The organism is Rhodoferax sp. ZS1R8 (assembly GCF_056521325.1).
In genome coordinates this window covers 36768-60061 of sequence record NZ_JBWMBA010000003.1, presented here as the reverse complement: position 1 = coordinate 60061, position 23294 = coordinate 36768, and the positions used below count along the sequence as shown (strand labels likewise).

18 protein-coding genes are annotated in these 23294 nt (G+C 62.4%); 8 read left to right on the top strand and 10 right to left on the bottom strand.

What is annotated here, in order from left to right:
- Window position 1: 1 nt before the first annotated feature.
- Genes AC097P_RS11155 through AC097P_RS11145 form a run of 3 tightly spaced genes read right to left on the bottom strand, consistent with a single transcriptional unit; the run spans window position 2 to window position 1907 of the window.
- Window positions 2–562 (bottom strand): class I SAM-dependent methyltransferase, encoded by a 561-nt coding sequence (locus AC097P_RS11155; protein WP_479610491.1) that lies wholly within the window; start codon window positions 560–562, stop codon window positions 2–4.
- Window positions 559–684: a hypothetical protein gene (locus AC097P_RS11150; protein WP_479610490.1), complete on the bottom strand. Its 126-nt coding sequence runs from the start codon at window positions 682–684 to the stop codon at window positions 559–561. The genes AC097P_RS11155 and AC097P_RS11150 overlap by 4 nt, the downstream gene beginning before the upstream one ends.
- Window positions 681–1907, bottom strand: coding sequence for an MFS transporter (locus AC097P_RS11145; RefSeq protein ID WP_479610489.1), 1227 nt, complete (start codon window positions 1905–1907; stop codon window positions 681–683). The genes AC097P_RS11150 and AC097P_RS11145 overlap by 4 nt, the downstream gene beginning before the upstream one ends.
- Before the next feature lie 116 nt (window positions 1908–2023).
- On the opposite strand from AC097P_RS11145, the gene AC097P_RS11140 reads away from it, so the two are divergent.
- Genes AC097P_RS11140 through parC form a run of 3 tightly spaced genes read left to right on the top strand, consistent with a single transcriptional unit; the run spans window position 2024 to window position 7335 of the window.
- A complete protein-coding gene (locus tag AC097P_RS11140; RefSeq protein ID WP_479610488.1) occupies window positions 2024–3994 on the top strand; it encodes a DNA topoisomerase IV subunit B in 1971 nt (656 codons plus the stop codon).
- Window positions 3994–4938, top strand: a complete 945-nt coding sequence (locus tag AC097P_RS11135) for a lytic transglycosylase domain-containing protein (protein WP_479610487.1) — start codon at window positions 3994–3996, stop codon at window positions 4936–4938. Before AC097P_RS11140 ends, AC097P_RS11135 begins: the two co-directional genes overlap by 1 nt.
- Window positions 4939–4947: 9 nt before the next feature.
- The gene (gene parC, locus AC097P_RS11130; protein WP_479610486.1) at window positions 4948–7335 is read left to right on the top strand and encodes a DNA topoisomerase IV subunit A; all 2388 of its coding nucleotides are present in this window, start codon (window positions 4948–4950) and stop codon (window positions 7333–7335) included.
- Between the two features lie 152 nt (window positions 7336–7487).
- On the opposite strand, the gene AC097P_RS11125 is transcribed toward parC, so the two are convergent.
- The 3 genes from AC097P_RS11125 to AC097P_RS11115 are packed head-to-tail and all read right to left on the bottom strand — an operon-like array spanning window position 7488 to window position 13353.
- Window positions 7488–8882 (bottom strand): efflux transporter outer membrane subunit, encoded by a 1395-nt coding sequence (locus AC097P_RS11125; RefSeq protein WP_479610485.1) that lies wholly within the window; start codon window positions 8880–8882, stop codon window positions 7488–7490.
- Window positions 8875–12030 (bottom strand): efflux RND transporter permease subunit, encoded by a 3156-nt coding sequence (locus AC097P_RS11120; RefSeq protein ID WP_479610484.1) that lies wholly within the window; start codon window positions 12028–12030, stop codon window positions 8875–8877. The genes AC097P_RS11125 and AC097P_RS11120 overlap by 8 nt, the downstream gene beginning before the upstream one ends.
- Window positions 12031–12054: 24 nt before the next feature.
- Window positions 12055–13353 carry an efflux RND transporter periplasmic adaptor subunit gene (locus AC097P_RS11115; protein WP_479610483.1) on the bottom strand — a complete coding sequence of 433 codons (1299 nt, stop codon included), beginning with the start codon at window positions 13351–13353 and terminating at the stop codon, window positions 12055–12057.
- Window positions 13354–13606: 253 nt separating this feature from the next.
- Here AC097P_RS11115 and AC097P_RS11110 point away from each other — a divergent pair, with 253 nt between their 5' ends.
- The 4 genes from AC097P_RS11110 to AC097P_RS11095 all read left to right on the top strand — a co-directional run bounded on the left by AC097P_RS11110 (window position 13607) and on the right by AC097P_RS11095 (window position 17558).
- Complete coding sequence (locus AC097P_RS11110; protein ID WP_479610482.1) at window positions 13607–14248, top strand: TetR family transcriptional regulator; 642 nt, start codon at window positions 13607–13609, stop codon at window positions 14246–14248.
- A 491-nt stretch (window positions 14249–14739) separates the two neighbouring features.
- Window positions 14740–16599, top strand: coding sequence for an ABC transporter ATP-binding protein/permease (locus AC097P_RS11105; RefSeq protein ID WP_479610481.1), 1860 nt, complete (start codon window positions 14740–14742; stop codon window positions 16597–16599).
- Window positions 16600–16869: 270 nt separating this feature from the next.
- Window positions 16870–17154, top strand: coding sequence for a type II toxin-antitoxin system HigB family toxin (locus AC097P_RS11100; protein WP_479610480.1), 285 nt, complete (start codon window positions 16870–16872; stop codon window positions 17152–17154).
- On the top strand, window positions 17151–17558 hold the full coding sequence (locus AC097P_RS11095) for a helix-turn-helix domain-containing protein (RefSeq protein WP_479610479.1): 408 nt from the start codon (window positions 17151–17153) through the stop codon (window positions 17556–17558). The genes AC097P_RS11100 and AC097P_RS11095 overlap by 4 nt, the downstream gene beginning before the upstream one ends.
- A gap of 331 nt (window positions 17559–17889) precedes the next feature.
- On the opposite strand, the gene AC097P_RS11090 is transcribed toward AC097P_RS11095, so the two are convergent.
- From AC097P_RS11090 to AC097P_RS11080, 3 genes are read right to left on the bottom strand one after another with little or no spacing between them, the layout of a single operon-like run.
- Complete coding sequence (locus tag AC097P_RS11090) at window positions 17890–20151, bottom strand: molybdopterin-dependent oxidoreductase (protein WP_479610478.1); 2262 nt, start codon at window positions 20149–20151, stop codon at window positions 17890–17892.
- A gap of 60 nt (window positions 20152–20211) precedes the next feature.
- Entirely contained in the window at window positions 20212–21090 is an 879-nt protein-coding gene (locus AC097P_RS11085) for a bile acid:sodium symporter family protein (protein ID WP_479610477.1), read from the bottom strand.
- Window positions 21090–21620 carry an Mpo1 family 2-hydroxy fatty acid dioxygenase gene (locus AC097P_RS11080; RefSeq protein ID WP_479610476.1) on the bottom strand — a complete coding sequence of 177 codons (531 nt, stop codon included), beginning with the start codon at window positions 21618–21620 and terminating at the stop codon, window positions 21090–21092. The genes AC097P_RS11085 and AC097P_RS11080 overlap by 1 nt, the downstream gene beginning before the upstream one ends.
- Before the next feature lie 108 nt (window positions 21621–21728).
- Here AC097P_RS11080 and AC097P_RS11075 point away from each other — a divergent pair, with 108 nt between their 5' ends.
- A complete protein-coding gene (locus AC097P_RS11075; RefSeq protein ID WP_479610475.1) occupies window positions 21729–22436 on the top strand; it encodes a Crp/Fnr family transcriptional regulator in 708 nt (235 codons plus the stop codon).
- A gap of 3 nt (window positions 22437–22439) precedes the next feature.
- On the opposite strand, the gene AC097P_RS11070 is transcribed toward AC097P_RS11075, so the two are convergent.
- On the bottom strand, window positions 22440–23132 hold the full coding sequence (locus tag AC097P_RS11070) for a hypothetical protein (RefSeq protein WP_479610474.1): 693 nt from the start codon (window positions 23130–23132) through the stop codon (window positions 22440–22442).
- Window positions 23133–23294: the final 162 nt, after the last annotated feature.

Sequence of the window (23294 nt, the reverse complement as noted above, 5' to 3'; positions counted from 1 at the left end):
ATTATTTTAGCGAGAGTGCGCAGCGCTCCAGTTTCGCCGGTCCGGCCGAGGCCGGGGCTGGCCGCAGGGCCGCTATGCGCTGCACGTTGCGGGGCGGGTCTTGCAGGTAGCCGTCTTCGTAGGCCACCACCTGCAGAGCCGCGCACGCCCGCAGAAGTTCACCCGGCTGCAGTAAAAAATCGGGCCTGCTGGGCCTGCCCAGGGCTTCATTGCCTGCTGAAAACGTCTCGTAGAGCAGCACGCCGCCAGGCGCCACGCTGCGAACTATCGTGTCCAGCAAGGGGCGCCACAGGTAATTGGTGGCCACTACCGCGCCAAAGGTGCGCAGCTGCCCATCAACGGTGTGCAGGGGCCAGGCCGCGCCTTCAATATCCGCGCACACCAGTTCGGCTCCGGGCACGCGCTCGCGGGCTTGTTCAATGGCACGGTCGACGCCGGTCACCGGGTGGCCCTGCTCGGCAAACCAGGCCAGGTGCCGCCCCGACCCGCAGGCCACGTCCAGTACCGCGGCGCCGGGTTCCAGCAGATGCGTCCAGCGCACCACCCACGCGGAGGGCTTCAAAAGCAGGCCCACACCTGGTTGGCCATCTGCACCATGAAGTCCGGTCGGGTGTACAGCGCAAACACCCCCGCCAGCGCGGCCAACGTCAGCCCGGCGAAGGCCAGGCGCTTGCGCGGTGTCATGGTGTGACCGCGTCGCGCGGCAGGCTGCGGTTGATTGCGGCCTCTTTGACCGGCAGATTGACCAGCGCAGCGGCTACGCCCAGCGCAATGGCGATGTACCAGACGATGTCGTAGCTGCCCGTCTTGTCATACAGATAACCACCCAGCCACACCCCCATGAAGGAGCCGATCTGGTGGCTGAAGAACACAAAACCGCCCAGCATGGACAAATGCGCCACACCAAATATCTGCGCCACCGTGGCATTGGTAGGCGGAATGGTCGACAACCACAGCAAACCCATGACACTGGAGAACACGTACACACTGGCCGGCGTCAGCGGCGCTAATAAGAAGATACTGATGGCAACCGCACGGGAGAAATAGATGAATGCCAGAATGTTTTTCTTCTGCATCTTCTGGCCTAGCACGCCGGCGGCGTAAGTGCCAAACACGTTGAACAGGCCGATCAGCGCCAGCGCATAACTGGCCACCTGCGGCGACAAGCCCTTGTCTTTTAAATAGCTGGGCATGTGCACGCCAATGAAAACCACCTGGAAACCACAGACAAAGTAGCCTGCCATCAGCAATTGGAAGCTGGGGTATTTGAAGGCTTCGCGCAGCGCCTGGACGATGGTCTGCTCGCGGGGTGCACTGGTGGCGCCACCGAGCGCGGGTTCCCGCAGCCCCCACGCCAGAGGAATCATCAACAACGACGCCACGCCAAGCATTACCAAGGCCTCTTGCCAGCCAAAGTGGCTTATCAAAAAGCCCTCCGTAGGCACCATCAGGAACTGCCCGAAAGAGCCCGCAGCTGCCGCCACGCCCATGGCCCAGGAACGTTTGTCCGCGCTCACATTACGGCCAATCACACCATAGATGACAGCATAGGTCGTACCGGCCTGCGCCATACCGATCAGCACCCCGGTGCTCAGCGAGAACAGCAGCGGCGTGCTGGCATGGGCCATGCCCACCAGACCCAGCGCGTACAGCAGCGAACCCACAATAATGACCCGAAACGCTCCGAAACGGTCTGCCGCCATGCCGGCAAAGATGCCGGAGATGCCCCAAGCCAGGTTCTGAATGGCAATGGCAAAGGCAAAGGTCTCCCGCGTCCACCCCTGGGCCTGGGTAATGGGTTGCAACCATAGGCCGAAACCGTGGCGTATGCCCATGGACAGCGTGACGATGACGGCACCGCAGGCCAAAACCTGGGCGGTGGAGAGCGGTTTGGAAGCGTGTTGCATCGCCGCATTGTGACCAATGCCAGCCCCCTGCGCTGGCAACCCAACAATGCCGTTCTCCCTACTCGCTGTATTTGCATACAGTTGTGTTAGGGTGGGGCGATTACAATCATCGCCCTATGTCCGTCAAAGCTACCCCCGAATATTCAGAAGGATCCATCCGGGTCCTCAAAGGTCTGGAGCCCGTCAAACAACGTCCGGGCATGTACACCCGCACCGACAACCCGCTGCACGTCATCCAGGAAGTACTGGACAACGCGGCCGATGAGGCCCTGGGCGGCTTCGGCAAAAAGATCAAGGTTACCGTCCATATGGACGGCTCCGTCGCCATTGAAGACGACGGCCGCGGCATCCCGTTCGGCATGCACCCCGAAGAAAAAGCACCAGTCATCGAGCTGGTGTACACCCGCTTGCATGCCGGCGGCAAGTTCGACAAGGGCAAGGGCGGCGCCTACAGCTTCTCCGGTGGCTTGCACGGCGTGGGTGTTTCGGTAACCAACGCGCTGGCCAAGCGCCTGGAGGTCACCTCGTACCGCGAGGGCCAGGTTGCCACCATCGTCTTCGAGCATGGCGATGTGACCCAAGCACTGCAGACCCGCAAGATCGGTGAGGGTGACCGCAAGACGGGCACCACGGTGCGCGCCTGGCCCGACGCCAAGTATTTTGAATCAGCGGCTCTGCCGATGAACGAGCTGACCCACCTGCTGCGCAGCAAAGCGGTGTTGATGCCCGGCGTCAGCGTGTCGTTGTTGGTCGAGAAGACCAAAGAAACCCAGACTTGGATTTTCAAAGGCGGCCTGCGCGACTACCTGACGCAAACGCTCAACGGTGACCCAGTCATCCCGCTGTTCGAAGGCGAAGGTTTTGCCGACAGCCAGAGCGACAACTTTGCAGAGGGCGAGGGCGCTGCCTGGTGCGTGGCCTTCACCGAAGACGGCCAGCCGGTGCGCGAAAGTTATGTCAATTTGATCCCCACCAGCGCTGGCGGCACGCACGAAAGCGGCTTGCGCGACGGCCTGTTCACTGCCGTCAAGAGCTTTATCGACCTGCATTCGCTGCTGCCCAAAGGCGTCAAGCTGATGCCCGAAGACGTGTTTGCCCGCGCCAGCTACGTACTGTCCACCAAGGTGCTGGACCCCCAATTCCAAGGCCAGATCAAAGAGCGCCTCAATTCCCGCGACGCCGTGCGCCTGGTCTCCAGTTTTGTGCGCCCAGCGCTGGAACTGTGGCTGAATCAGCACGTAGACTACGGCAAGAAGTTGGCGGAATTGGCAATCAAAGCGGCCCAAAGCCGACAAAAAGCCGGCCAAAAGGTCGAAAAGCGCAAAAGCTCGGGCGTGGCTGTGCTGCCCGGCAAGCTGACCGATTGTGAAAGCAAGGACACGGCTTACAACGAGGTCTTCCTGGTCGAGGGCGATTCCGCAGGCGGCAGTGCCAAGATGGGCCGTGACAAGGAAAACCAGGCCATATTGCCCTTGCGTGGCAAAGTGCTCAACACCTGGGAGGTCGACCGCGACCGCCTGTTTGCCAATACCGAAATCCACGACATCTCGGTGGCAATTGGCGTCGATCCACATGGCCCCAATGACACACCCGACATGTCCGGCTTGCGCTACGGCAAGGTTTGCATCCTGTCGGATGCGGACGTGGACGGCTCCCATATTCAGGTGCTGTTGCTGACTCTATTCTTCCGCCACTTCCCCAAGCTGATTGAATCCGGTAACGTATTTGTGGCCCGTCCGCCGCTTTTCCGTGTCGACGCGCCGGCGCGTGGCAAGAAGCCCGCATCCAAGGCATACGCGCTGGATGAAGGCGAGTTGACCGCCATTTTGGACAAATTGCGCAAAGAAGGCGTACGCGAGGGCGCGTGGAGCATCAGCCGCTTCAAGGGCCTGGGGGAAATGAATGCCGAGCAGCTGTGGGACACCACGCTGAACCCCGACACCCGCCGACTGCTGCCTGTCACTCTCGGTGTTATCGATTTCGGCCAGACCGAAGCCCTGATCACCAAGCTGATGGGCAAGGGTGAGGCTGCGGCCCGGCGCGAACTGATGGAGTTGCACGGCGACTCGGTCGAGGTGGACGTCTGATGCAAGCACGATACGAGAGCCAAAGGCCCCTGGCCAAACGGGCCCGTGCGTTTGCGCTGGCCATAGCGGCATTGCTGGCCAGCCACGCAGCCCGTGCCGACATGTGGATTTACACCGATGCGCAGGGCGTCAAACATTTCGCGTCCAGCCAGCTGGACCAACGTTACAAGCTTATGTTTAGGGGCATGCCTGCGCCAAGTACCGGCGAGGCCGAGAGCACAGGCGGTGCAGCCATGGATGCCCGTGTGGTCGGCTCAGCGGGAGTGTCTACCAAAAGCCTGGCTGCGATGGAGGCCTCTCCACGCTTCATGGCTGTCAAGGAACACCTGCACACGGCGGCCGACGCCAATCAGCTCGATGTTGCGCTGTTGCAGGCCGTCATCACCGCCGAGTCCGGGTTTAACCCGGGGGCAGTGTCTCCCAAGGGCGCCGTCGGTTTGATGCAGGTCATGCCGGCAACTGCGCAGCGTTATGGCGTGGCCAATGACCAGCGCGGAACTGTGTCGGCCAAGCTGACGGACCCCAAGACCAACATCCATACCGGCGCGCGCTACCTGCGCGATTTGATCAATATGTTCCCTGGCCAGCTGGAATTGGCCGTTGCAGCCTACAACGCTGGCGAGGGCGCAGTGCAAAGAGCGGGCAACAAGATCCCGAATTACGCCGAAACGCAAAACTACGTGCGTTCCGTGATGCAGCTTTACCGACGCCTCAATCCGCTCGCCCGTGTGTCGCCCGCTCCGGCTACTGGTGCCAGGGTCCACGCGCAGTTCCATAGCCCCAGTGCCAATATCAACTTGCGCTGGGACGAAGTCAATGCCCAGCAAGACGGTGAGTCACAAACCCGGAAAACAGGGCGCGACCCCGTGCAGCCGGGTGATCTGGTGATCGGCTCGGGCCAGGCGCCCAAGGCCGCACAGTCACTTACAGAATTGTCGAATTAATTAGCATCCATGACAGACCAAGCGATTCTTGACCTGACCGCCGAACCACCCCGCGATGGCGGCGACAACGAACTCAATCTAGCCACCTACGCGCAACGCGCTTACCTTGAATACGCCCTGTCGGTCGTCAAGGGCCGCGCCCTGCCGGACGTGTGCGACGGCCAAAAGCCCGTGCAGCGCCGCATTCTGTACTCCATGTCGCGCATGGGCCTGGGCTTTGGCGGGCCCAATGGCAACACCGGTGCCAAGCCCGTCAAAAGCGCCCGCGTGGTGGGTGATGTGCTGGGCAAATACCACCCACATGGTGACTCAGCCGCATACGACGCCATGGTACGCATGGCACAGGATTTCAACCAACGGTACCCCTTGGTTGATGGCCAGGGCAACTTTGGTTCTCGCGACGGTGACAACGCCGCCGCCATGCGCTACACCGAGGCGCGCCTGTCCAAGATCACCCGCCTGTTGCTGGACGAGCTGGACGAAGGTACGGTCGACTTTGCCCCCAACTACGACGGCAGCGAGCAGGAGCCCAAGCTATTGCCCGCGCGGCTGCCCTTTGGGCTACTCAATGGCGCCAGCGGCATTGCGGTGGGCCTCGCAACCGAAATCCCCAGCCACAACCTGCGCGAGATCGCCGACGCCTGCATTGCCCTCATCAAGCAATCGGACCTGTCCGAAGCCGATTTGTTGACCTTGGTACCCGGCCCTGACTACCCCGGTGGCGGCCAGATCATCAGCAGCGCCAGCGACATTGCTGATGCCTACCGCACCGGCCGCGGCTCGCTCAAGGTGCGCGCCCGTTGGAAGATTGAAGAGTTGGCCCGTGGCCAGTGGCAGCTGGTAGTGACCGAACTGCCGCCCGGTGTCAGCAGCCAGCGCGTGCTGGAAGAGATCGAAGAGCTGACCAACCCCAAGGTCAAGGCTGGCAAAAAAGCCTTGTCACAAGACCAGACCCAGCTGAAGGCCAGCGTGCTGTCGGTGCTGGATGTGGTGCGTGACGAATCCAATAAAGACGCTGCCGTGCGCCTGGTGTTCGAGCCCAAGACGTCGCGCATCTCCCAGCAGGAACTGATTACTGCGCTGCTGGCCCACACCAGCCTGGAAACCTCTGCGCCCATCAACCTGACGATGATCGGGCTCGATGGTCGGCCCACACAAAAGTCATTCCGTCAGATGCTGCAGGAGTGGATCGAGTTCCGCCAGACCACAATCCAGCGCCGTTCGCAGCACCGCCTGTCCAGGGTGCTGGACCGCATCCACATTTTGCAAGGCCGCCAACTCGTACTGCTGAATATCGACGAAGTCATTGCCATCATTCGCCAGGCCGAAGAGCCCAAGGCCGCGCTGATCGAACGCTTCAAGCTGTCCGACCGCCAGGCCGAAGACATCCTCGAAATCCGTCTGCGCCAACTGGCCCGGCTGGAGGCTATCAAGATCGAGCAAGAACTGTCCGAGCTGCGCACCGAGCAGGGCAAGCTCGAAGAGATATTGGGCAACCCCGCAGCGCTGCGCCGCCTGATGGTCAAGGAGATCGAGTTTGATGCCAAGACCTTTGCCGACCCGCGCCGCACGCTGATCCAGGCCGAGAAAAAAGCCGTGCTGGAGATCAAGGTGGTAGACGAGCCCGTCACCGTCGTTGTCAGCCAAAAGGGTTGGGTGCGCACCCGCACCGGCCATGGCCACGAGGCCACCTCGTTTGCATTCAAGGCGGGCGATGGCCTTTACGGCACGTTTGAATGCCGCAGTGTCGATACGCTGCTGGTGTTTGGCTCCAACGGCCGCGTCTACTCGGTGGCGGTGTCGCTGTTGCCAGGCGGTCGGGGCGATGGCCAGCCCGTCACCACACTGATCGAGCTGGAAAGCGGTACGCAGCTGCTGTACTACTTTGCCGGTCCGGCTGCTGCCACGCTGCTGCTCAGCAGCACTGCAGGCTATGGCTTCATGGCCACGGTGGACAACATGGTCTCGCGTCAGAAGGCTGGCAAGGCCTTTGTGTCGGTCAACGATGGCGAGAGCATTTGCTGTCCATCGCTGGTGTCGGGCGCGCAGGGCAAGGTTGCGGTGGCGGGTACGCCAGCCACTGTCGTGCCAGTGGCCACGCACGTCGCCTGTGCGTCAACGGGCGGCCGCATTCTGACATTTGAGATCAGCGAACTGAAGTCCATGGCCAACGGCGGCCGCGGCTTGATGCTGATAGACCTGGAAGCCAAGGACACGCTGGCCGGTGCAGCCGCCTACACCCGCAGCATCCGCATCGCAGGCGTAGGCCGGGGTGGCAAAGACCGTGAAGAAACGCTGGAGATCCGCAGCCTCAACAACGCCCGCGCCGCACGCGGACGCAAGGGCAAGGCGGCCGACCTGGGCTTCAAACCCCTTGCGGTCAGCCGGGTGGAGTAGCCGGAGTCTTATTGATGAATCGGGCTGTAGCCCTCGTGGGACGGGCGTAAGCAGCTACTAAATCTGTAGCAGAGTGGAGCCAAGCTGTCGACGGCCCGTCAGCTGCTGACTCTGCTGGGCTCGCCGTCGCAGGCGAAATGGTTCTGCGCTGGCTATTTCCAGCCCCCACCCAGCACCTTGTACAGCGTCACCCAATTCTGCACCTGCTGTGCCTGCACTTGCACCGCCGCCTGCTGTGTCGTGAACAGCGAGCGCTGGGCGTCCAGCACATCAAACGCGTTGGAGGCGCCGTGTTTGAAGCGCAGGTCAGTCAACTCCATGCGGGTCTTCTCGGCGGCCAGTTGGGCGTTTTGGGCCCGCAGCTGCTCGCCCAGCGTGGCGCGGCCGGCCAGGGCGTCGGCCACTTCGCGGAATCCGGTCTGAATCGCTTTTTCATACTGGGCCACTGCGATGTCCCGTGCCACCTTGGCCGACTCGAGATTGGCCTGGTTGCGGCCAAAGTCGAAGATGGGCAACAGCAATTGCGGAGCAAAGCTCCACGCGGAAGCGCCGTTGCGGAACAATGCGTCCAGATCGTTGCTGACCACACCCGCGCTGCCGGTCAGCGTGATGCGGGGGAAGAAAGCAGCCCGCGCCGCGCCAATGTTGGCGTTGTTGGCCAGCAGTTGTTGCTCCGCCTGTCGGATGTCGGGCCGCCGCGTCAACAGCTCAGACGGCACGCCGGCTGGCAAATCCGGCAGCATGCCCTGGTCGGTGATGGCCAGCCCGGCGGGCAGGTCAGCAGGCAGCGGCTGGCCGACCAGCAGCGTCAACGCGTTCTCGTCCTGTGCGCGCTGGCGCGTAGTCTGGGCCAATGCAGCCTTGGCCGCTTCATGCAAAGACTGGGCTTGGCTCAGCTCGAGTTTGGACGCGGCCTCGTTGTCAAACTTCAGTTGGGTCAGGCGTAACGACTCCTGCCGTGTGGACAGGGATTCGCGGGTCACGCGCAGCAACTCGTCGTCTGCCAGCAGGCTGATGTAGGTGTTGGCCACTGCGGCGATCAGGCTGATCTGCACGGTCTTGCGTGCTTCTTCCGACCCCAGCACCTGCGCTTGTGCCGCCTGGCTCAGCGCGCGCACGCGGCCAAATAAGTCCAGTTCGTAGGCGGTGACGCTGAAGCCTGCCGTGTAAGTGCTGGTGACGGCACCCGATGCCACTGGGCCGCGGGTGCCGGTGATGCCGGCATTCAGCGTGGGCAATTCATCGGCGCGGCGCAGGTTGTACTGCGCGCGGGTCTGTTCGATGGCGAGCACCGCCACGCGCAGGTCACGGTTGTTTTGCAGAGACAGCTCTATCAACCGCTTCAGGCGGGCATCTTTGAAAAAGTCTTGCCAGGCAAGGTCTGCAGCGGCGGGTGCTGAAGCGGGTGCAGAGGCAAAGGCCGTGTCTGGGGCAAAGCTGCTGGCTACCGGCGCGGGGGGGCGCTCGTAAGTGGGGACAAAGCTGCAAGCAGCCAGCACCATGGCCGCCGCCAAGGGTGCCAGTCGAGGCAGGGTACGTTTATTCATGGCTTTGCGCTCCGGATTGGTGACCATGGGCCGCATCAAATTGGCGCTGGCGTTCACTGCCCTTGAAGATGCCGCGCACCACCACAAAGAAGACGGGTACGAAGAACACGGCGAGGACGGTGCCGACCAGGCTGCCCCCGATCACGCCGGTGCCAATGGCGCGCTGGCTGGCCGAGCCGGCGCCGCTGGAGAGGGCCAGCGGCAACACACCCAGCATGAATGCCATGGACGTCATCAGGATGGGGCGAAATCGCATATGCGCGGCAGCCAGTGCCGCCTGCACGGCGGTCTTGCCTTGGGCTTGCAAGTCCTTTGCAAATTCGATGATCAAAATCGCATTCTTGGCCGACAGGCCGATGATGGTGATCAGCCCGACCTGGAAGTACACGTCGTTGGAATACCCGCGCAGCACCGTCGCCAGCAGCACACCCAGTACACCCACCGGCACGACCAAAATCACGGCCATGGGGATGGACCAGCTCTCATACAAAGCGGCCAGGCACAAGAACACGGCCAGGATCGCAAAGCCATACAAGACCATGGCCTGCGAGCCGGCAATCTTTTCCTCGCGTGACAGGCCGGTCCATTCAAACGCAAAACCTTCGGGCAACTGGGCAGCCAGTTTTTCCATCTCGTCCATCGCGTCGCCAGTGCTGTAGCCCGGCGCTGCCGAGCCGCCAATACGCATGGCCGGGTAGCCGTTGTAGCGAATGGTTTGCATCGCACCCTTGACCCAACGGGTGCTGGCAAAGCTGGACAGCGGCACTGCCACGCCACGGGCGTTGGGTGTGGTCAGCTTCAGGATGTCGTCGGGCTGCATACGCGCTGTGGCTTCCGCTTGCACCACCACGCGCTGCAGGCGACCCTGGTTGGGGAAATCGTTGATGTAGGCCGAGCCCAATGCGGTGGAAATGGTGCTGTTGATCGAATCAAAACTCACCGACAGCGCGTTGGCCTTGTCGCGGTCGATGTCGATTTGCAGCTGTGGCGCATCTTCCAGGCCATCGGGACGCACCTGGGTCAGCACCTTGCTTTTGGATGCCAGGCCCATCAGCTGGTTGCGTGCGGCCACCAGTGCGTCGTGTCCTTTGCCGCCGCGGTCTTGCAGGCGGAAGGTAAAGCCCGATGCCGTACCCAATTCGGGAATGGCCGGTGGGCTCAAGGGGAAGATGAACGCATCGCGTATGCCCATCAGGCCGCCAAAGGCCCGCCCGGCAATCGCCTGCGCGCTATGTGCTTCGCCCGAGCGCTCGGACCAATCCTTCAGCGTCACGAAGGCCAGCGCGGCATTTTGCCCCTGGCCCGAGAAGCTGAAGCCCAGCACGCCGACCATGCTTTGCACTTCGGGTTGTTTGAGGATGAAGGCTTCCACCTGTTCGATGACGGTTTGCGTGCGCTCACGGGTGGCACCCGGCGGTAGTTGTATGTTGACCAGCATCGTGCCCTGGTCTTCATTGGGCAGGAAAGACGTGGGCAGGCGCACATACATGATGCCGACCACGGCAATGATGGCGGCATAGATGATCAGGTAACGGCCGGCACGCGCCAGGATGCGCGCCACCCAGCTCTCGTAGGTCTTGGCCGTGCGGGTAAAGCCGCGGTTGAACCAGCCAAAGAAGCCGGTCTTCGCATGGTGGTGCCCAGCCTCTACGGATTTGAGCAGGGTTGCGCACAGAGCGGGCGTGAGCGACAGCGCCATGAAGGCCGAGAATCCGATCGACGCCACCATCACCGCCGAGAACTGGCGGTAGATATTACCCACCGATCCCTGGAAGAACGCCAGCGGTACAAACACTGCGATCAGCACCACGGTCACGCCGACGATGGCGCCTGAGATCTGGCCCATGGCCTTGCGTGTGGCCTCTAGCGGCGGCAGGCCTTCCTCGCTCATGATCCGTTCAACGTTTTCCACGACTACGATGGCATCATCCACGACGATACCGATCACCAGCACCATGCCGAACATGGTCAGCACGTTGATGGAGAAGCCCAGCGCCAACAGCGTGGCAAAGGTGCCCAGCAGCGCGACCGGCACCACGATGGTGGGGATGACGGTGTAGCGCCAGTTCTGCAGGAACAGGAACATCACCAGAAACACCAGCACAACCGCTTCGATCAGCGTCTCGGCCACCTGGGAGATCGAGATTTTGACGAAGCGTGATGCGTCATAGGGAATGGTCCACTTCACACCCTTGGGGAAGTAGGGCTGCAGCTGTGCCAGGCGTTCGCGCACGGCCTTGGCTGCTGCCAGCGCATTGCCGCTGGGCGCCAGCTGTACCCCAATGCCGGCGGCCGGTTTCCCGTTCAGGCGTGCCGATGTAGCAAAGGTCTGGGCGCCCAGTTCAATTCGGGCAACGTCCTTGAGCCGGACCGTAGAGCCGTCGGTGTTGGCGCGCAGCACCACATTGCCAAACTGCGTGGTGTCGCTGAGCTGGCCGTCCACCACCACCGTAGCGGCGATGGTCTGGCCGGCCACATTGGGCAGCTCGCCAATCGATCCGGGTGACACCTGTGCGTTTTGCGAGCGGATGGCGGCGTTAACTTCGGCAGTGGACAGGTTGTAGCCACTGAGCTTGGCCGGGTCCACCCAGATGCGCATGGCGCGCTCGGTGCCAAACAGTTGGGCCTGGCCGATGCCGGGCAGGCGCTGGATTTCAGGCAGCACATTGCGTGAGGCGTAGTCTCCCAAGGCCACGATGTCGATGTCCGGGTTGTCGGATGACAGCATCGTGAACAGCAGGAAGTTGGAGCGCGCCTTGTCCACCCGCACGCCGGACTGCGTGACCGCAGCCGGCAGGCGCGGCGTGGCGCGTGACAGGCGGTTTTGCACATCCACCTGCGCCAGGTCGGCGTTGGTGCCGGGCTCAAAACTGATGGAGATCGAACCCGTGCCATTCGCCTGGGCCACAGACTCCATGTAGATCATGCCGGGCGAGCCATTCATCTCGCGCTCGATGACGGACAGCACGCTGTCTTCCAGTATCTGGGCCGACGCGCCGGGGTAGCCGGCCGAGATCACGATGGTGGGCGGCGCCACCGGCGGGTATTGGGCAATGGGCAATTGCGTGATTGCGACCGCACCCATCACCGATACAAACAGTGCAATCACCCATGCAAAGATGGGGCGGTCAATAAAAAACTGGGCCATGTGGAATGCCTCTTCTTGATCTGCTTATTTGCTGGCAGCGGCCGATGGGGCCGCTGCGGGGGCGGAGGCGGCAGACGACGCAGGCGCCGAAGCCGCGGTGGCTGAAGCAGATGCGCCCGCCTTCCAAGGCACGGGTTTGACGGGTGCGCCGGGCACCATCATCTTCTGGAAGCCGTCCACAATGACCTGCTCCCCGGGCTTGAGTCCATCCAACACCACCCACTGGTTGCCCTGGGCGGCACTGCCGATCTTGACCGGGCGCGGCGTAGGTTTGTTGTCGGCACCCACCACGAGCACGGTGTCGCCCTGGCTGGTGCGGGTAACCGCCTGTTGCGGCAACAGCATGCCGGAGGGCAACTCGGCCTGTGATAGCCGCACGCGCACATACTGGCCGGGTAGCAGCAGACCATCGGGGTTGGGCACCTCGGCCCGCAGCGTGATCTGGCCGCTGGTCGCGTCCACTGTCAGATCGGTAAACAGCAGTTTTCCCTTCTGGGGTAGCTCGCTGCCATCTTCCAGCACGACACGCACCGGCACCGAGCCATCGCCCGCACTGCGCAACTGTTTGGATGCAATCGCCTTGCGCAGGCGCAGCACATCGGTTGTGGACTGGGTGAAGTTGACGTAGACCGTATTGGTCTGCTGGATCACGGCCAGTTGTGTGGCTTCTGCCGCGCTGACCAGCGCACCCTCGGTCACCAGGGACTGGCCAATGCGGCCGGAGATAGGGGCTTTTACAGATGCGTAGTCCAGGTTGATCTGGGCGGTCTGCGCTGCCGCCTTGGCGGTGGCCACATCGGCCTCGGCCTGCTTCTGCGATGTGACCAACGTGGTGTATTCCTGCTTGCTGACCGCGTTGGCTTCTACCAGTGGCTTGTAGCGTTCTACCTGGGCGGCAGCCTGTGCCAGATTGGCCTGGCCCTTGGCCACGCTGGCCTGGGCGCTCTCCATCGCGGCGCGGTACGGGCCGGCGTCGATCTGGTACAGGGCCTGGCCGGCTTTGACCTCGCTGCCCTCACGGAACAACTGCTTGAGCACCACACCGTTGACCCGTGCCCGCACCTGCGCCACGCGGTGCGCGCTGACGCGGCCGGGCAATTCGGTCTGCAGCGCCACGGTTTCATTCGCGACGGTCATCACGCCCACGGTGGCAGGGGGTGGGCCACCGGCACCGCTACCACCACCACCACCGGCCGCGCCGGGGGCCGCATCCTTGGCGCCGCACGCCGCCAGCAACAGTGCCACTGGCGCCAGCGCCAGCGTAAGGCGGTGCAGGGTGAACGTGCGGGCCGTCTGGTCTTTGGCAGGGCGCATGGGGAACATGGAGGATCCTTCTTTAGATGAGGGGCCTGGCAAACGCCAGCGTGGCAAAGGGGGTGTTGGGCCCAGGCATGCGGCGGCAACAAAGAATGGCAAGCAAGATCGGCAAGCAACGGTCGATAGATCGGCGATAGATTGGCGATTCACTGACCAGTGGCTGAAAATTAAAAAATTCTGAATTAGTATACATACATCGTTGAATGTATGTAGCCCGCGCCGCAATGTGCCCAAAATAGGTTGGAGATTCTTAGAACAAATGGCCAGACGCACCAAAGAAGATGCCCTTGTGACCCGCGACCAGATCCTGGACGCGGCGGAGCACGTGTTCCAGCGCCGCGGCGTATCACGCTCGTCTCTGCAAGAGATCGCGCAAGAGGCCGGCTTGACCCGCGGCGCCATTTACTGGCACTTCCAAAACAAGGCCGATGTGTTTGACGCCATGTTGCAGCGCGTGACGCTGCCGATGGAGGCCAATTTCAACAGCCAGCCCGAGCTGGAGGCGGCCGACCCGTTGCAGCACCTGCGCCGCAATGTCGGCACCGCCTTCCACCAGACCGTGCACGACCAGCAGGTGCGCCGCGTATTCGAAATCGCCTCACATAAAGTCGAGTACGTGGATGAACTGCAGGCCCTGCGCGAGCGCCACATCAACGAGCGCGCCGACTGCCTGGCCGATTTGGACCGGCTGTTGGCGCTGGCCGTTGCCTGCGGTCAACTGGCACCCGGCACCGTGCTGCCCACCGCCTGCATAGGCCTGCATTCGCTGATCGACGGGCTGATGCACAACTGGCTGTTGAACCCTGCATCCTTTGACCTGGAGGGTGTGGGCGCGCAGGCGCTGAACACCTATTTGGCGGGGTTGGGCGCGGCGGCTGCAAAACAGCCTTCAAAAAAATAGCTATTGATTTAGTAGCTGCTTACGCCCACTACGTAAGGGCTGCAGGCCAATCAGCCTGTGTGGTGCAGCGCTCTTTCTTCCAGTCGACGCTGTTCCCTCAGTAGCACCTTGCTGACTTTGCGCAAGTTCGCAATCTGCACATCCACCGCTGCGCGCTTCTCTTCCATCATGCGGGCACCCTGTGCGCAATTGATGCTTGTTGCCCGCCGCTGATGCCGCGCATGGAAATCGAGCTGCACGCGACGGGACCCCATTCCTATGGGGTCACTTGGCGCATGTTCAGCAGGAGCAACAGTCTGATCGTCCGGTACGCGATGCTGCCGCTGGTCAGGCGGGAGATGGGTAAGCGTGCAGCATTAGGACTGGCAGCACTGAAGCGCTTACTGGAAGAGGCTACGCTCTGACTCCGTGACACGCAGTCGATCGCCCGCGGCAGGGCCTCAGTGTGGCATCGAACGGAAGCGACGGCGCTGCGCGAATATTCTCAGCGAATGTCCGCCACAAACATTTGCCTTACCAAAGGCCCCTCCGTACCTGTCTCCGCGCCTATCCCCGCGTCGATCTCCAAGCCTGTCACCGCGACCGCAGCGGCCCCGGACGAACCCACCTTTTCGCGGCGGCGTCCATCGCCATTTTCTTTGGCTGCGTGGAAGCAGTTTGTGAATGTGGCCAAGCCATATTGGCTGGGTGATCAAAAGAAAGCCGCATGGACCTTGCTGGCGCTGCTGATCGTACTGATGCTGGCCGAGACCCAATTTGCCGTGATGCTGAACGACCAAAGCGGCGAGATGGCGTCCGCACTGGCGGGCAAGGAGGCCGACCGGTTCTGGAGTTCGGTGAAGGCTTGCCTGGGCATCCTGGTCTTTGCCGTGCCGATCTACGCTTTCTACTACTACATGCGCGACGCGTTCGCCAACCAGTGGCGGCGCTGGCTCACCGGCCGCTTCTTGGATGGCTATCTGAACGACCGCAGATACTATTCGCTGGGTTCGCAGGGCGATATCGACAACCCGGACCAGCGCATCAGCGAAGACATCAACACCTTCACCGGCCGGTCCACGCACTTTCTGCTGATATTTTTAGGCTCGTTGATGCAGCTGGTCGCGTTCAGTACGGTGCTGTGGTCTATCTCGCATCTGCTGGTCGGCGTGCTGGCGGTGTACGCGCTGCTGGGCACGTTCGTTGCGCTCTACATTTTCGGCAAGCCGTTGATCCAGCTGAATTTCTGGCAGCTGCGGCGTGAGGCCGATTTTCGCTTTGGACTGATGCGCCTGCGCGAAAACGCGGAGTCCATCGCGTTTTACCGCGGTGAGGCGCAGGAGCGCGCGCAGATCGACACCAAGTTCGGCAAGGCGTTTACCAATTTCTCGCGGCTGATCAAGCAACAGCGCGCGCTGAACATCTTTCAACGTGGCTTCAACCAACTGACCATCGTGTTACCCAGCGTGATCCTGGCCAAAGCTGTGTTGTCGGGCGAGATGGAAATTGGCCGGGCTGTGCAGGCGACTGGTGCCTTTGCCGCGGTGCTGGGTGCAGTCGCGCTGATTGTTGATAATTTTGAGAGCCTGAGCCGATTTGTGGCAGGCATTGACCGATTGCAGGCCTTGTCGAGATTGGTGCTGCCCGATCCCAATGCGCTGCCCGCCGAAGCCGACAAGGAACGTCCGCAGATACAGACCCAGGTCGGCGACCATCTCGCACTGGAGTCGGTCACGCTGTACACGCCCGAACATGAACGTTTGCTGGTCAAGGATCTGAGCCTGGAGTTGAAGCCAGGCGACGGCCTGCTGATCACCGGTGCCAGCGGCTGCGGCAAGAGTTCGCTGTTGCGGGCCATCGCCGGCCTTTGGCGCTCGGGCACCGGCGTGATCCACCAGCCGCCGCTGGACGATGTTTTCTTCCTGCCGCAGCAGCCCTACATGCAGCTGGGCAGCCTGCGCAGCCAACTGATTTATCCGAGCCTGGAGACGAGCCTCGGCGACGAACGCTTGCTGGAAATATTGAACGAGGTGCACATGGAAGAACTGGCCGAGCGCGTAGGTGGCCTGGATGCTGTGCACGATTGGGAGAAGCTGCTATCGGTAGGCGAGCAGCAGCGCCTGGCCTTTGGCCGCGTGCTCGTGCGCCAGCCCAGCGTCGTCATCCTGGACGAAGCCACCAGCGCACTGGATAGCAGCAACGAAAGCGCACTGTACGAGCGTCTGCGCAAAGCGGGTACCACCCTCATCAGCATCGCCCACCGCCCCGCGGTGCTGCGCCACCATACGCATGTGCTAAAGCTGGTGGGAGGCGGGGCGTGGGAGTTGCACGCTGCGGAGGGTTACGACTTTGACGAGCCTTTCTGCTCTTGATTGCCCCCTGCCATTTTTGCCGTCGCGCTGCTTGCTGCCCGAGCTGCACAGCCCGATCTCACCACTGCTAGCGCAGCACTAGTGTTTAGGGTCAGGCCCGCCAAGTTGCTACGATTTGAGTAGCTGCTTACGCGTGCTGCGTGAGGGCTAGCGGCCGATTTAACCAATAACTCGGGCCTCATTAGGTTCTCCGGAATAGGCGTGCGAAATGCGATCACCTTGCAGCTGCTTGTTGTTTATAGCAAATTGCTATAAACTGCCGCAATGGCAATGAAGTTGATCTCCAACAAAGCGTTGCGCGAATTCGCTGCAGTCCACCTGGACGCTGAACAGCCCTTGCAGGACTTCAGGCGTTTGATGGAAGCGGGTAGTTTTTCCAACTTTGCCCAGTTGAAGGCCACCTTTGCCAGCGTCGACAAGGTGGGCGACAAATATGTTTTTAATATTGGCGGCAACAAGTACCGGTTGGTCGCGGCAATCGCGTTTCATCCCGGCCTGGTATGGGTCAAAGCGGTGCTGACGCACGGCGAATATGACAAAGGAGCATGGAAATGAACCTCTCTGACATCACATCCCACTGGGTTGCTCTGCATGAATCGCTGGGCTTGGGTGGCCCCGTACGCGATGAGGCGCATTACGACCAGCTAATGGGCGTGGTTGAAGCCCTGATGAGCGATGTGTCTGCGTTGGAGAGCGGCCCTATGAGCGGCTTGGTGGACTTGGTTGCAGACCGCCTCCGCGAGTATGAGGACCGAGTGCACCCATGGCCTGACACCAGCACACCTGCAACCCGACTGGCTTTTTTGATGGAGCAGCACGGCCTGCGTCAAAGCGATCTGCCCGAGGTGGGCGCGCAAAGTGTGGTGTCTGCGGTACTGTCAGGCAAACGGGATCTGAACTTGCGCCAAGTCCAGGCGCTGGCAAAGCGGTTTGGCGTTGCTATGGATGCGTTGGCTTGAGTTGACTATCGGACGGCGACGTGCTCGAAGTAGCTACAGCGAATCATTCATCGTTATCCACAGTGCTACACAAAGCATTGCCTCTAGCCCCAAAAATCTTTATTTCTCGGATCTTTGCCGCTGCTGGTGCAAGGCGTTTAACAACGAAAGAAACATGTCATAGATGTCAAAGGCAGACGGCGATCAGCAGCCGAAAAACCTGAAAGAGGAGTGCGCGATCCATTAGCCCCACGCTCTGCTGCCACGATGCCTCAAAAGCCGCTATGTTTTCAGTAGCGGCTTACGCGCTCTGCACGGGGGCTGCAGCCCGATTTGACCAGTGAATACCCCGTCAGGCCGCCACCGCCTGCATCGTAATCGCCACTCCACCCAGCACCGCATTCCCCGACAACGGGTCACGCCGCTGATCATCCAGCAGCGCATTCAGATTCGCCCCTGGCCGCTCAGCCGCTACACGTAGCTGTGCGCCCCGAGCGTTGTGGCCCCAACCGTGCGGCAGGCTGACGACGCCGGGCATCATGTCTGCGGTCACATGCACTTGGGCCTGCACATGCCCACCGGCGCTGCGGATGTCAGCCAGCACGCCGTCCTGCAGGCCCAGGCGTTGGGCATCTGTGGGGTGGACCAGCGCGGTGCAGCGGAACGGGCCTTTGGCCAGGATCGGCAGGTTGTGCATCCAGCTGTTGTTGGTGCGCACATCACGCCTGCCGATGATGACCAGATCGGGCGCTGGCCCCCGTACATCCTGGGCTGCGCGCTGCAAATCTTGTAGCAATGATGGCGGTGCCAGCTCCACCTTGCCGCTGGGGGTGCGCAGCATCTCGGGGATGCGGGGTTGCAGCGCGCCCAGGTCTATGCCGCCAGTGGGGTTGGAGGCCTGCACCTTGGCCAGCGTCAGGCCGTCGGGCTTGCGGCCCCACTGGTCCCCATAAGGGCCGCTGCGCAGGGCGACTTCCAGCGTGCGCTGCGGGCCCTTTAATCCTTTGGTGGCCTCAATGACAGCGTTTGCGTGCTCGCCAAACAGGCGCTGCGCGTCTTCGGCAAACTGTGCGTCGTCCAGCGCGTTGGCGTCAGCATCTGCGCCCTTACCCTGCACGATGGCAGCGAGCTTGAGCAGCGTCTGCCATTCCTCGGGCTGACCCTGCGTGGGCGGCAGCACGGGCGGGCTGTAGCGCGCGTGGTTGCGCCACGAGAGTTGGGGGAAGGCCACGTCGTAGTGGAAATCCTGCAGCGGTGATTGGCCGGGCAGGATCACGTCCGCATGGCGCGTGGTCTCGTTCAGGTAGATGTCCATGCTGACCATGAAGTCCAGCGTGTCCAGCGCCTTGCTCAAGCGCGGGCCATTGGGGCTGGACAGCACGGGGTTGGTGGCCACGGTGAACAGCACGCGCATCTGGCCTTCGCCGGGCGTCTCGATCTCTTCAGCCATACAGGTCATTGGCAGCTCGCCATAGACCTCGGGTGCGCCGCTGACGCGGGCGTGGTGGCGGCCTGTAGATACACCCTTGCCAATGCCCGGCTTGCCCGCAGTGTTGGATGCAAAGGCGGCAGATTTCGCAAACAACACACCACCTTCCTTATCCAGATTGCCGGTCAGCGTGTTGAGCACGTCAACCAGCCAGCTGGCCAGCGTGCCGTACTCCTGCGTGCAGGTGCCGATGCGGGCGTACACGGCGGCGCGGGGTGCTGTGGCCAGCTCGCGGGTCAGGGCGCGTATGGTGTCGGCGCTGATGCCGCAGCGTGCTGCCGCGGCCTCAGGTGTAAATGGCGCGATGGCCTGCTGCACGGCATCCACACCGTTGACCCATTCGCCCACCGTGCCCAGTTTGACCAGGCTTTCGGCGAACAGCGTGTTCACCATGGCGGCCAGCAAGAACACATCGGAATTGGGGCGGATGAAATGGTGCGCATCGGCTACCGCGGCGGTCTCGGTCTTGCGCGGGTCCACCACCACCAGCTGGCCGCCACGTGCCTGCAGCGCCTTGGCCTTGCCTTTGAAGTCGGGCACAGTCCACATGCTGCCGTTGCTGACCAGCGGGTTGGCGCCCAGCACCAGCAGGTAATCTGTGCGGGTTATGTCGGGCAGTGCGATGGACAACCAATGGCCAAACATCAGCCCGCTAGAGAGCTGCTTGGGCATCTGGTCCAGCGTGGAGGCGGAGAATACATTCTTGGTGCCCAGCGCGCGCGCCAGCTTGCCAAAGTAGGTCAGCAGACCAATCTTGTGGGCGGATGGGTTGCCGACGACGATGCCGGCGGCATTGCGACCATGCGCGGCGAGTATCGGTGGCAGGCGCCGTTCAATCTCGGCAAAGGCCTCGTCCCAGGTGGCGGGTACGTGCACGCCGTTGCGCTTGATCAGCGGTGTGCGCAGGCGGTCCGGGTCTTCGTGCAAATCTTTCAGCGCCACGCCCTTGGGGCAGATGTAGCCGGCGCTGAACACATCGGCGTCATGCCCGCGGATGCTGATGACCTTGCTGTCCTGGACCTTGATCTCCAGACCGCAACAGGCCTCGCACAGCGGGCAGATGCGGTGGTGGGTGGTGGTCGTGGTCGCGGTGTTGGCTGCTGTCTCGGTATCGATCGTCGGCATAGGCTCCTCTTTGCGCAAAGTGGCTGGTGGCACATTTACGCATGGGGCCCCCGCCCGCGTCTATAACGCAGGTGACTCTTGCCGCGCCGGGCGGCGCAGCACCAGCATGCCAAACAGCGTGGCCGTCAGGTACATGCTGACCGAGTACAGCGCAGCCGGCAGCGCCAGCTGCAGATTGCCCAACACCGACAGCGCCACGTAGATGGCCAGCGTGGAGTTGTGGATGCCGATCTCGAAACTGATGGCCGTGGCCATGGACTTGTTCAGCCCCGCCCAGCGCGACAGGTAGTAGCCCAGCAACAGGCTGACCAGGTTGAAGGCCAGCACCAGTGGCCCCAGCGATGCGAAGGAGGCCGTCAGCGCGGTCCATTCCTTGACGATGGCCAAGAGCGCAAATGCCGCCAGCACCAGCGCGCTGAACAGCTTCATCGGCTGGCCCATGCGCTCGCTGAAGGCGTGCGCCTTGACGCGCACCACCATGCCGATGATGACCGGCAGCAAAATCACACCCACCACCTCCAGCACCTTGCCAAACTGCAGCGGCACGATCTGGCCAGACTGCATGAAGGTGGCAATGGCCCAGTTGGCAATCAAGGGCAGGCTGGCGATGGACAGCACGGTGTTGACGGCGGTCAGCGAAATATTCATCGCCACGTTGCCGCCAAACAGATGGCTGAACAGATTGGCCGACACGCCACCGGGCGACGCGGCCAGCAGCATCAGGCCTACCGCAAACACCGGCTGTATGCCCAGCAGCACGATAAGCCCATAGGCCACGGCGGGCAGCACCAGCGTCTGCAAGCCCAGCGCCAGCAGCACGGAGCGCGGGTGTTCCCGCAGGCGTTTGAAATCGTCAATAGAGAGTGACAGGCCCAGCCCAAACATCACCAGCGCCAACGCCAGCAACAGCAGCGTTGGCAGTAGCGCGGTGATGTTCATTACACGGCGACAGCTTGGTGGCCGCCGGGCTTGGCTTGTGTGCCCAGGCGTGCATCGATCGCGGCCTTGACCTCCATGCGCATATGGAAATGGAAGGCTGCTTCGGCCACCAGGAACAGCGGGCCAACGATCAGGCCGGACAGGTCATCCACAAAGGCTGGTTTTTTGCCCTCGTAGTAGTGGCCCAGGAATTGGATGGCCCAGCCCGCAACAAACAGCCCAAGGCCGGCGCTGAGCCAGATGGCGGTGCTCTGCGCCGCAAACCAGAAGCCGGCCGCCAGCGACAGCGCCATCAGCAGCGTCATCGTGATGCCAAAGCGTACGTCCAGGCGCAGGTAGAACAGGCAGCTCAGTACGGTGGCCACGGCGGCAAGGCTCATGGGCATATCGCCCACCATCCACATGGGGCGCGACAGCAGCGTGGCCACCGCCACCACGATCATCGGGATGCCGACAAAGTGGGTGGCGACATTGCGGCCGTCTTGGTGGTAGGCGGCGTATTGGCTCAGGTGGTCGGTCAGGGTTTTCATGGTGGAGGGCCCAGGTAATTGACAATGCCTTCATCATCTGGCCGTTGCATACTGGGTGTCTGTCAAGTACCCGACACAACCTGTTTTGCAAGATTGGTGCAAACCCTGATGTCTGCCATCACTCCCTACCTGCCCACGCTGCGCGCCGGCCGCTGGTTCGCCCAGTTGCCTGATGCGTTTTCGGATGCCCTGCTGGACATGGCCAAGCTGCGCCAGCTGCAGACCGGCGATGCGCTCTTTTTGCGCGGCGGGCCACCCTGCGGGCTGTACGCACTGGTGCGCGGCTCCATCCGCGTGTCGGGCCTGGTGGAGGCGCAGCAGGAGGACACGCGAGAGGCCTTGCTGATCCTGCTGACCCCACCCACCTGGTTTGCCGAGATCTCGGTGTTTGACGGCTCCACGCGTACGCACGATGCCCACGCCGCCGAACCGAGCACGCTGCTGCAGGTGCCGCACGAGGCGCTGCAGGCCTGGCTGCACGCCCACCCGCAGCATTGGCGTGACCTGGCCCTGCTGATGGCCGACAAGCTGCGCATGGCCTTCATCAACATGGAAGAGCAGGCCGTGCTGCCCGCCGCCACGCGCGTGATGCGCCGCCTGGTGCAGATGGCCCAGGGCTACGGCCAGGGTGCGGACGAGGGCAGCTCGCGCCGCACAGTGGCCATCACGCAGGAGCAGCTGGCGCTGATGATTGGCGTGTCGCGCCAGACGACGAACCAGATACTGAATGACCTGAAAGCCCGCGATCTGATCCGTGTGCAGCGTGGGGCGCTGGAGATTGTGGATCTGGCGGCGCTGCGCGAACTCTGTCTCTAGCGTTCAAGGCTCGCGCGATACGCGAATCTGCACCAGCCTCCGGCCTTCGCTGCTGCCGGCGCTGCTGTAGCTGCCGGCCCGCGCCGGTTTGCCGCTGCTGGCAATCGTGACCCATTTGTTCAGCGGCGCGCTGACCGTGCTGGTGTAGCGCTGGCGCTGGGTGGCCGGCAGGTCAGAGCTGATGCGTTCGTCCACGGCCGAAGACTGCGCCTCGATCTCGACCCGCACCGCCTGCTGGCCACCCGGCCAATGCGGCGTGACCGTCAGGCTCTGCCCTGATTCCATCCACGTCACCGCTTGCGTGATACCGCCGGAGGTGTTGCTAGCCGACGTGCCGGCCGCGCTGAGCGTGGCGCTTTGCGATTCGATCTTTTGCACCCACTGCATAGGCATGGATTGGTTGATGTGCAAGCTGGCCTTTTCGCCATTGCGCACCCGCACGTACTGCGGCGCAAAGTCCACGGGACGGCTGCCGGCTGTGCCCACCGTGTAGGCGCCACCGCCGGACTCCGCATTGTCCTCGTCTTCCTGGCCTTCGCGGACCTGGCGCAGCTCCACCGTGAGGTCGAGCAGGGCCTGTCGGACAACAACACGGTTGAGCTTCTCTGCTGCCGAGCCCAGAGGCACATGGCACAGCAGCAGGCCGGCCACAAGGGCGGTCAGGGCGCGGGCGGGCAGGCAAGTGCGTGGGTGCATCAGCAGATTCTGCGCTGCCGGCCCGCCGCTGAAGCACCAAAAAGGCCGTCTGACGGGGTGTATATATGGCAAATCTGGCTGTAGCCCCCGTGCAGAGAGCGTAAGCCGCTATCAAAACAATAGTGAATTTCGGCGGCCAACGTGCGGAGACAGGCCCCATGG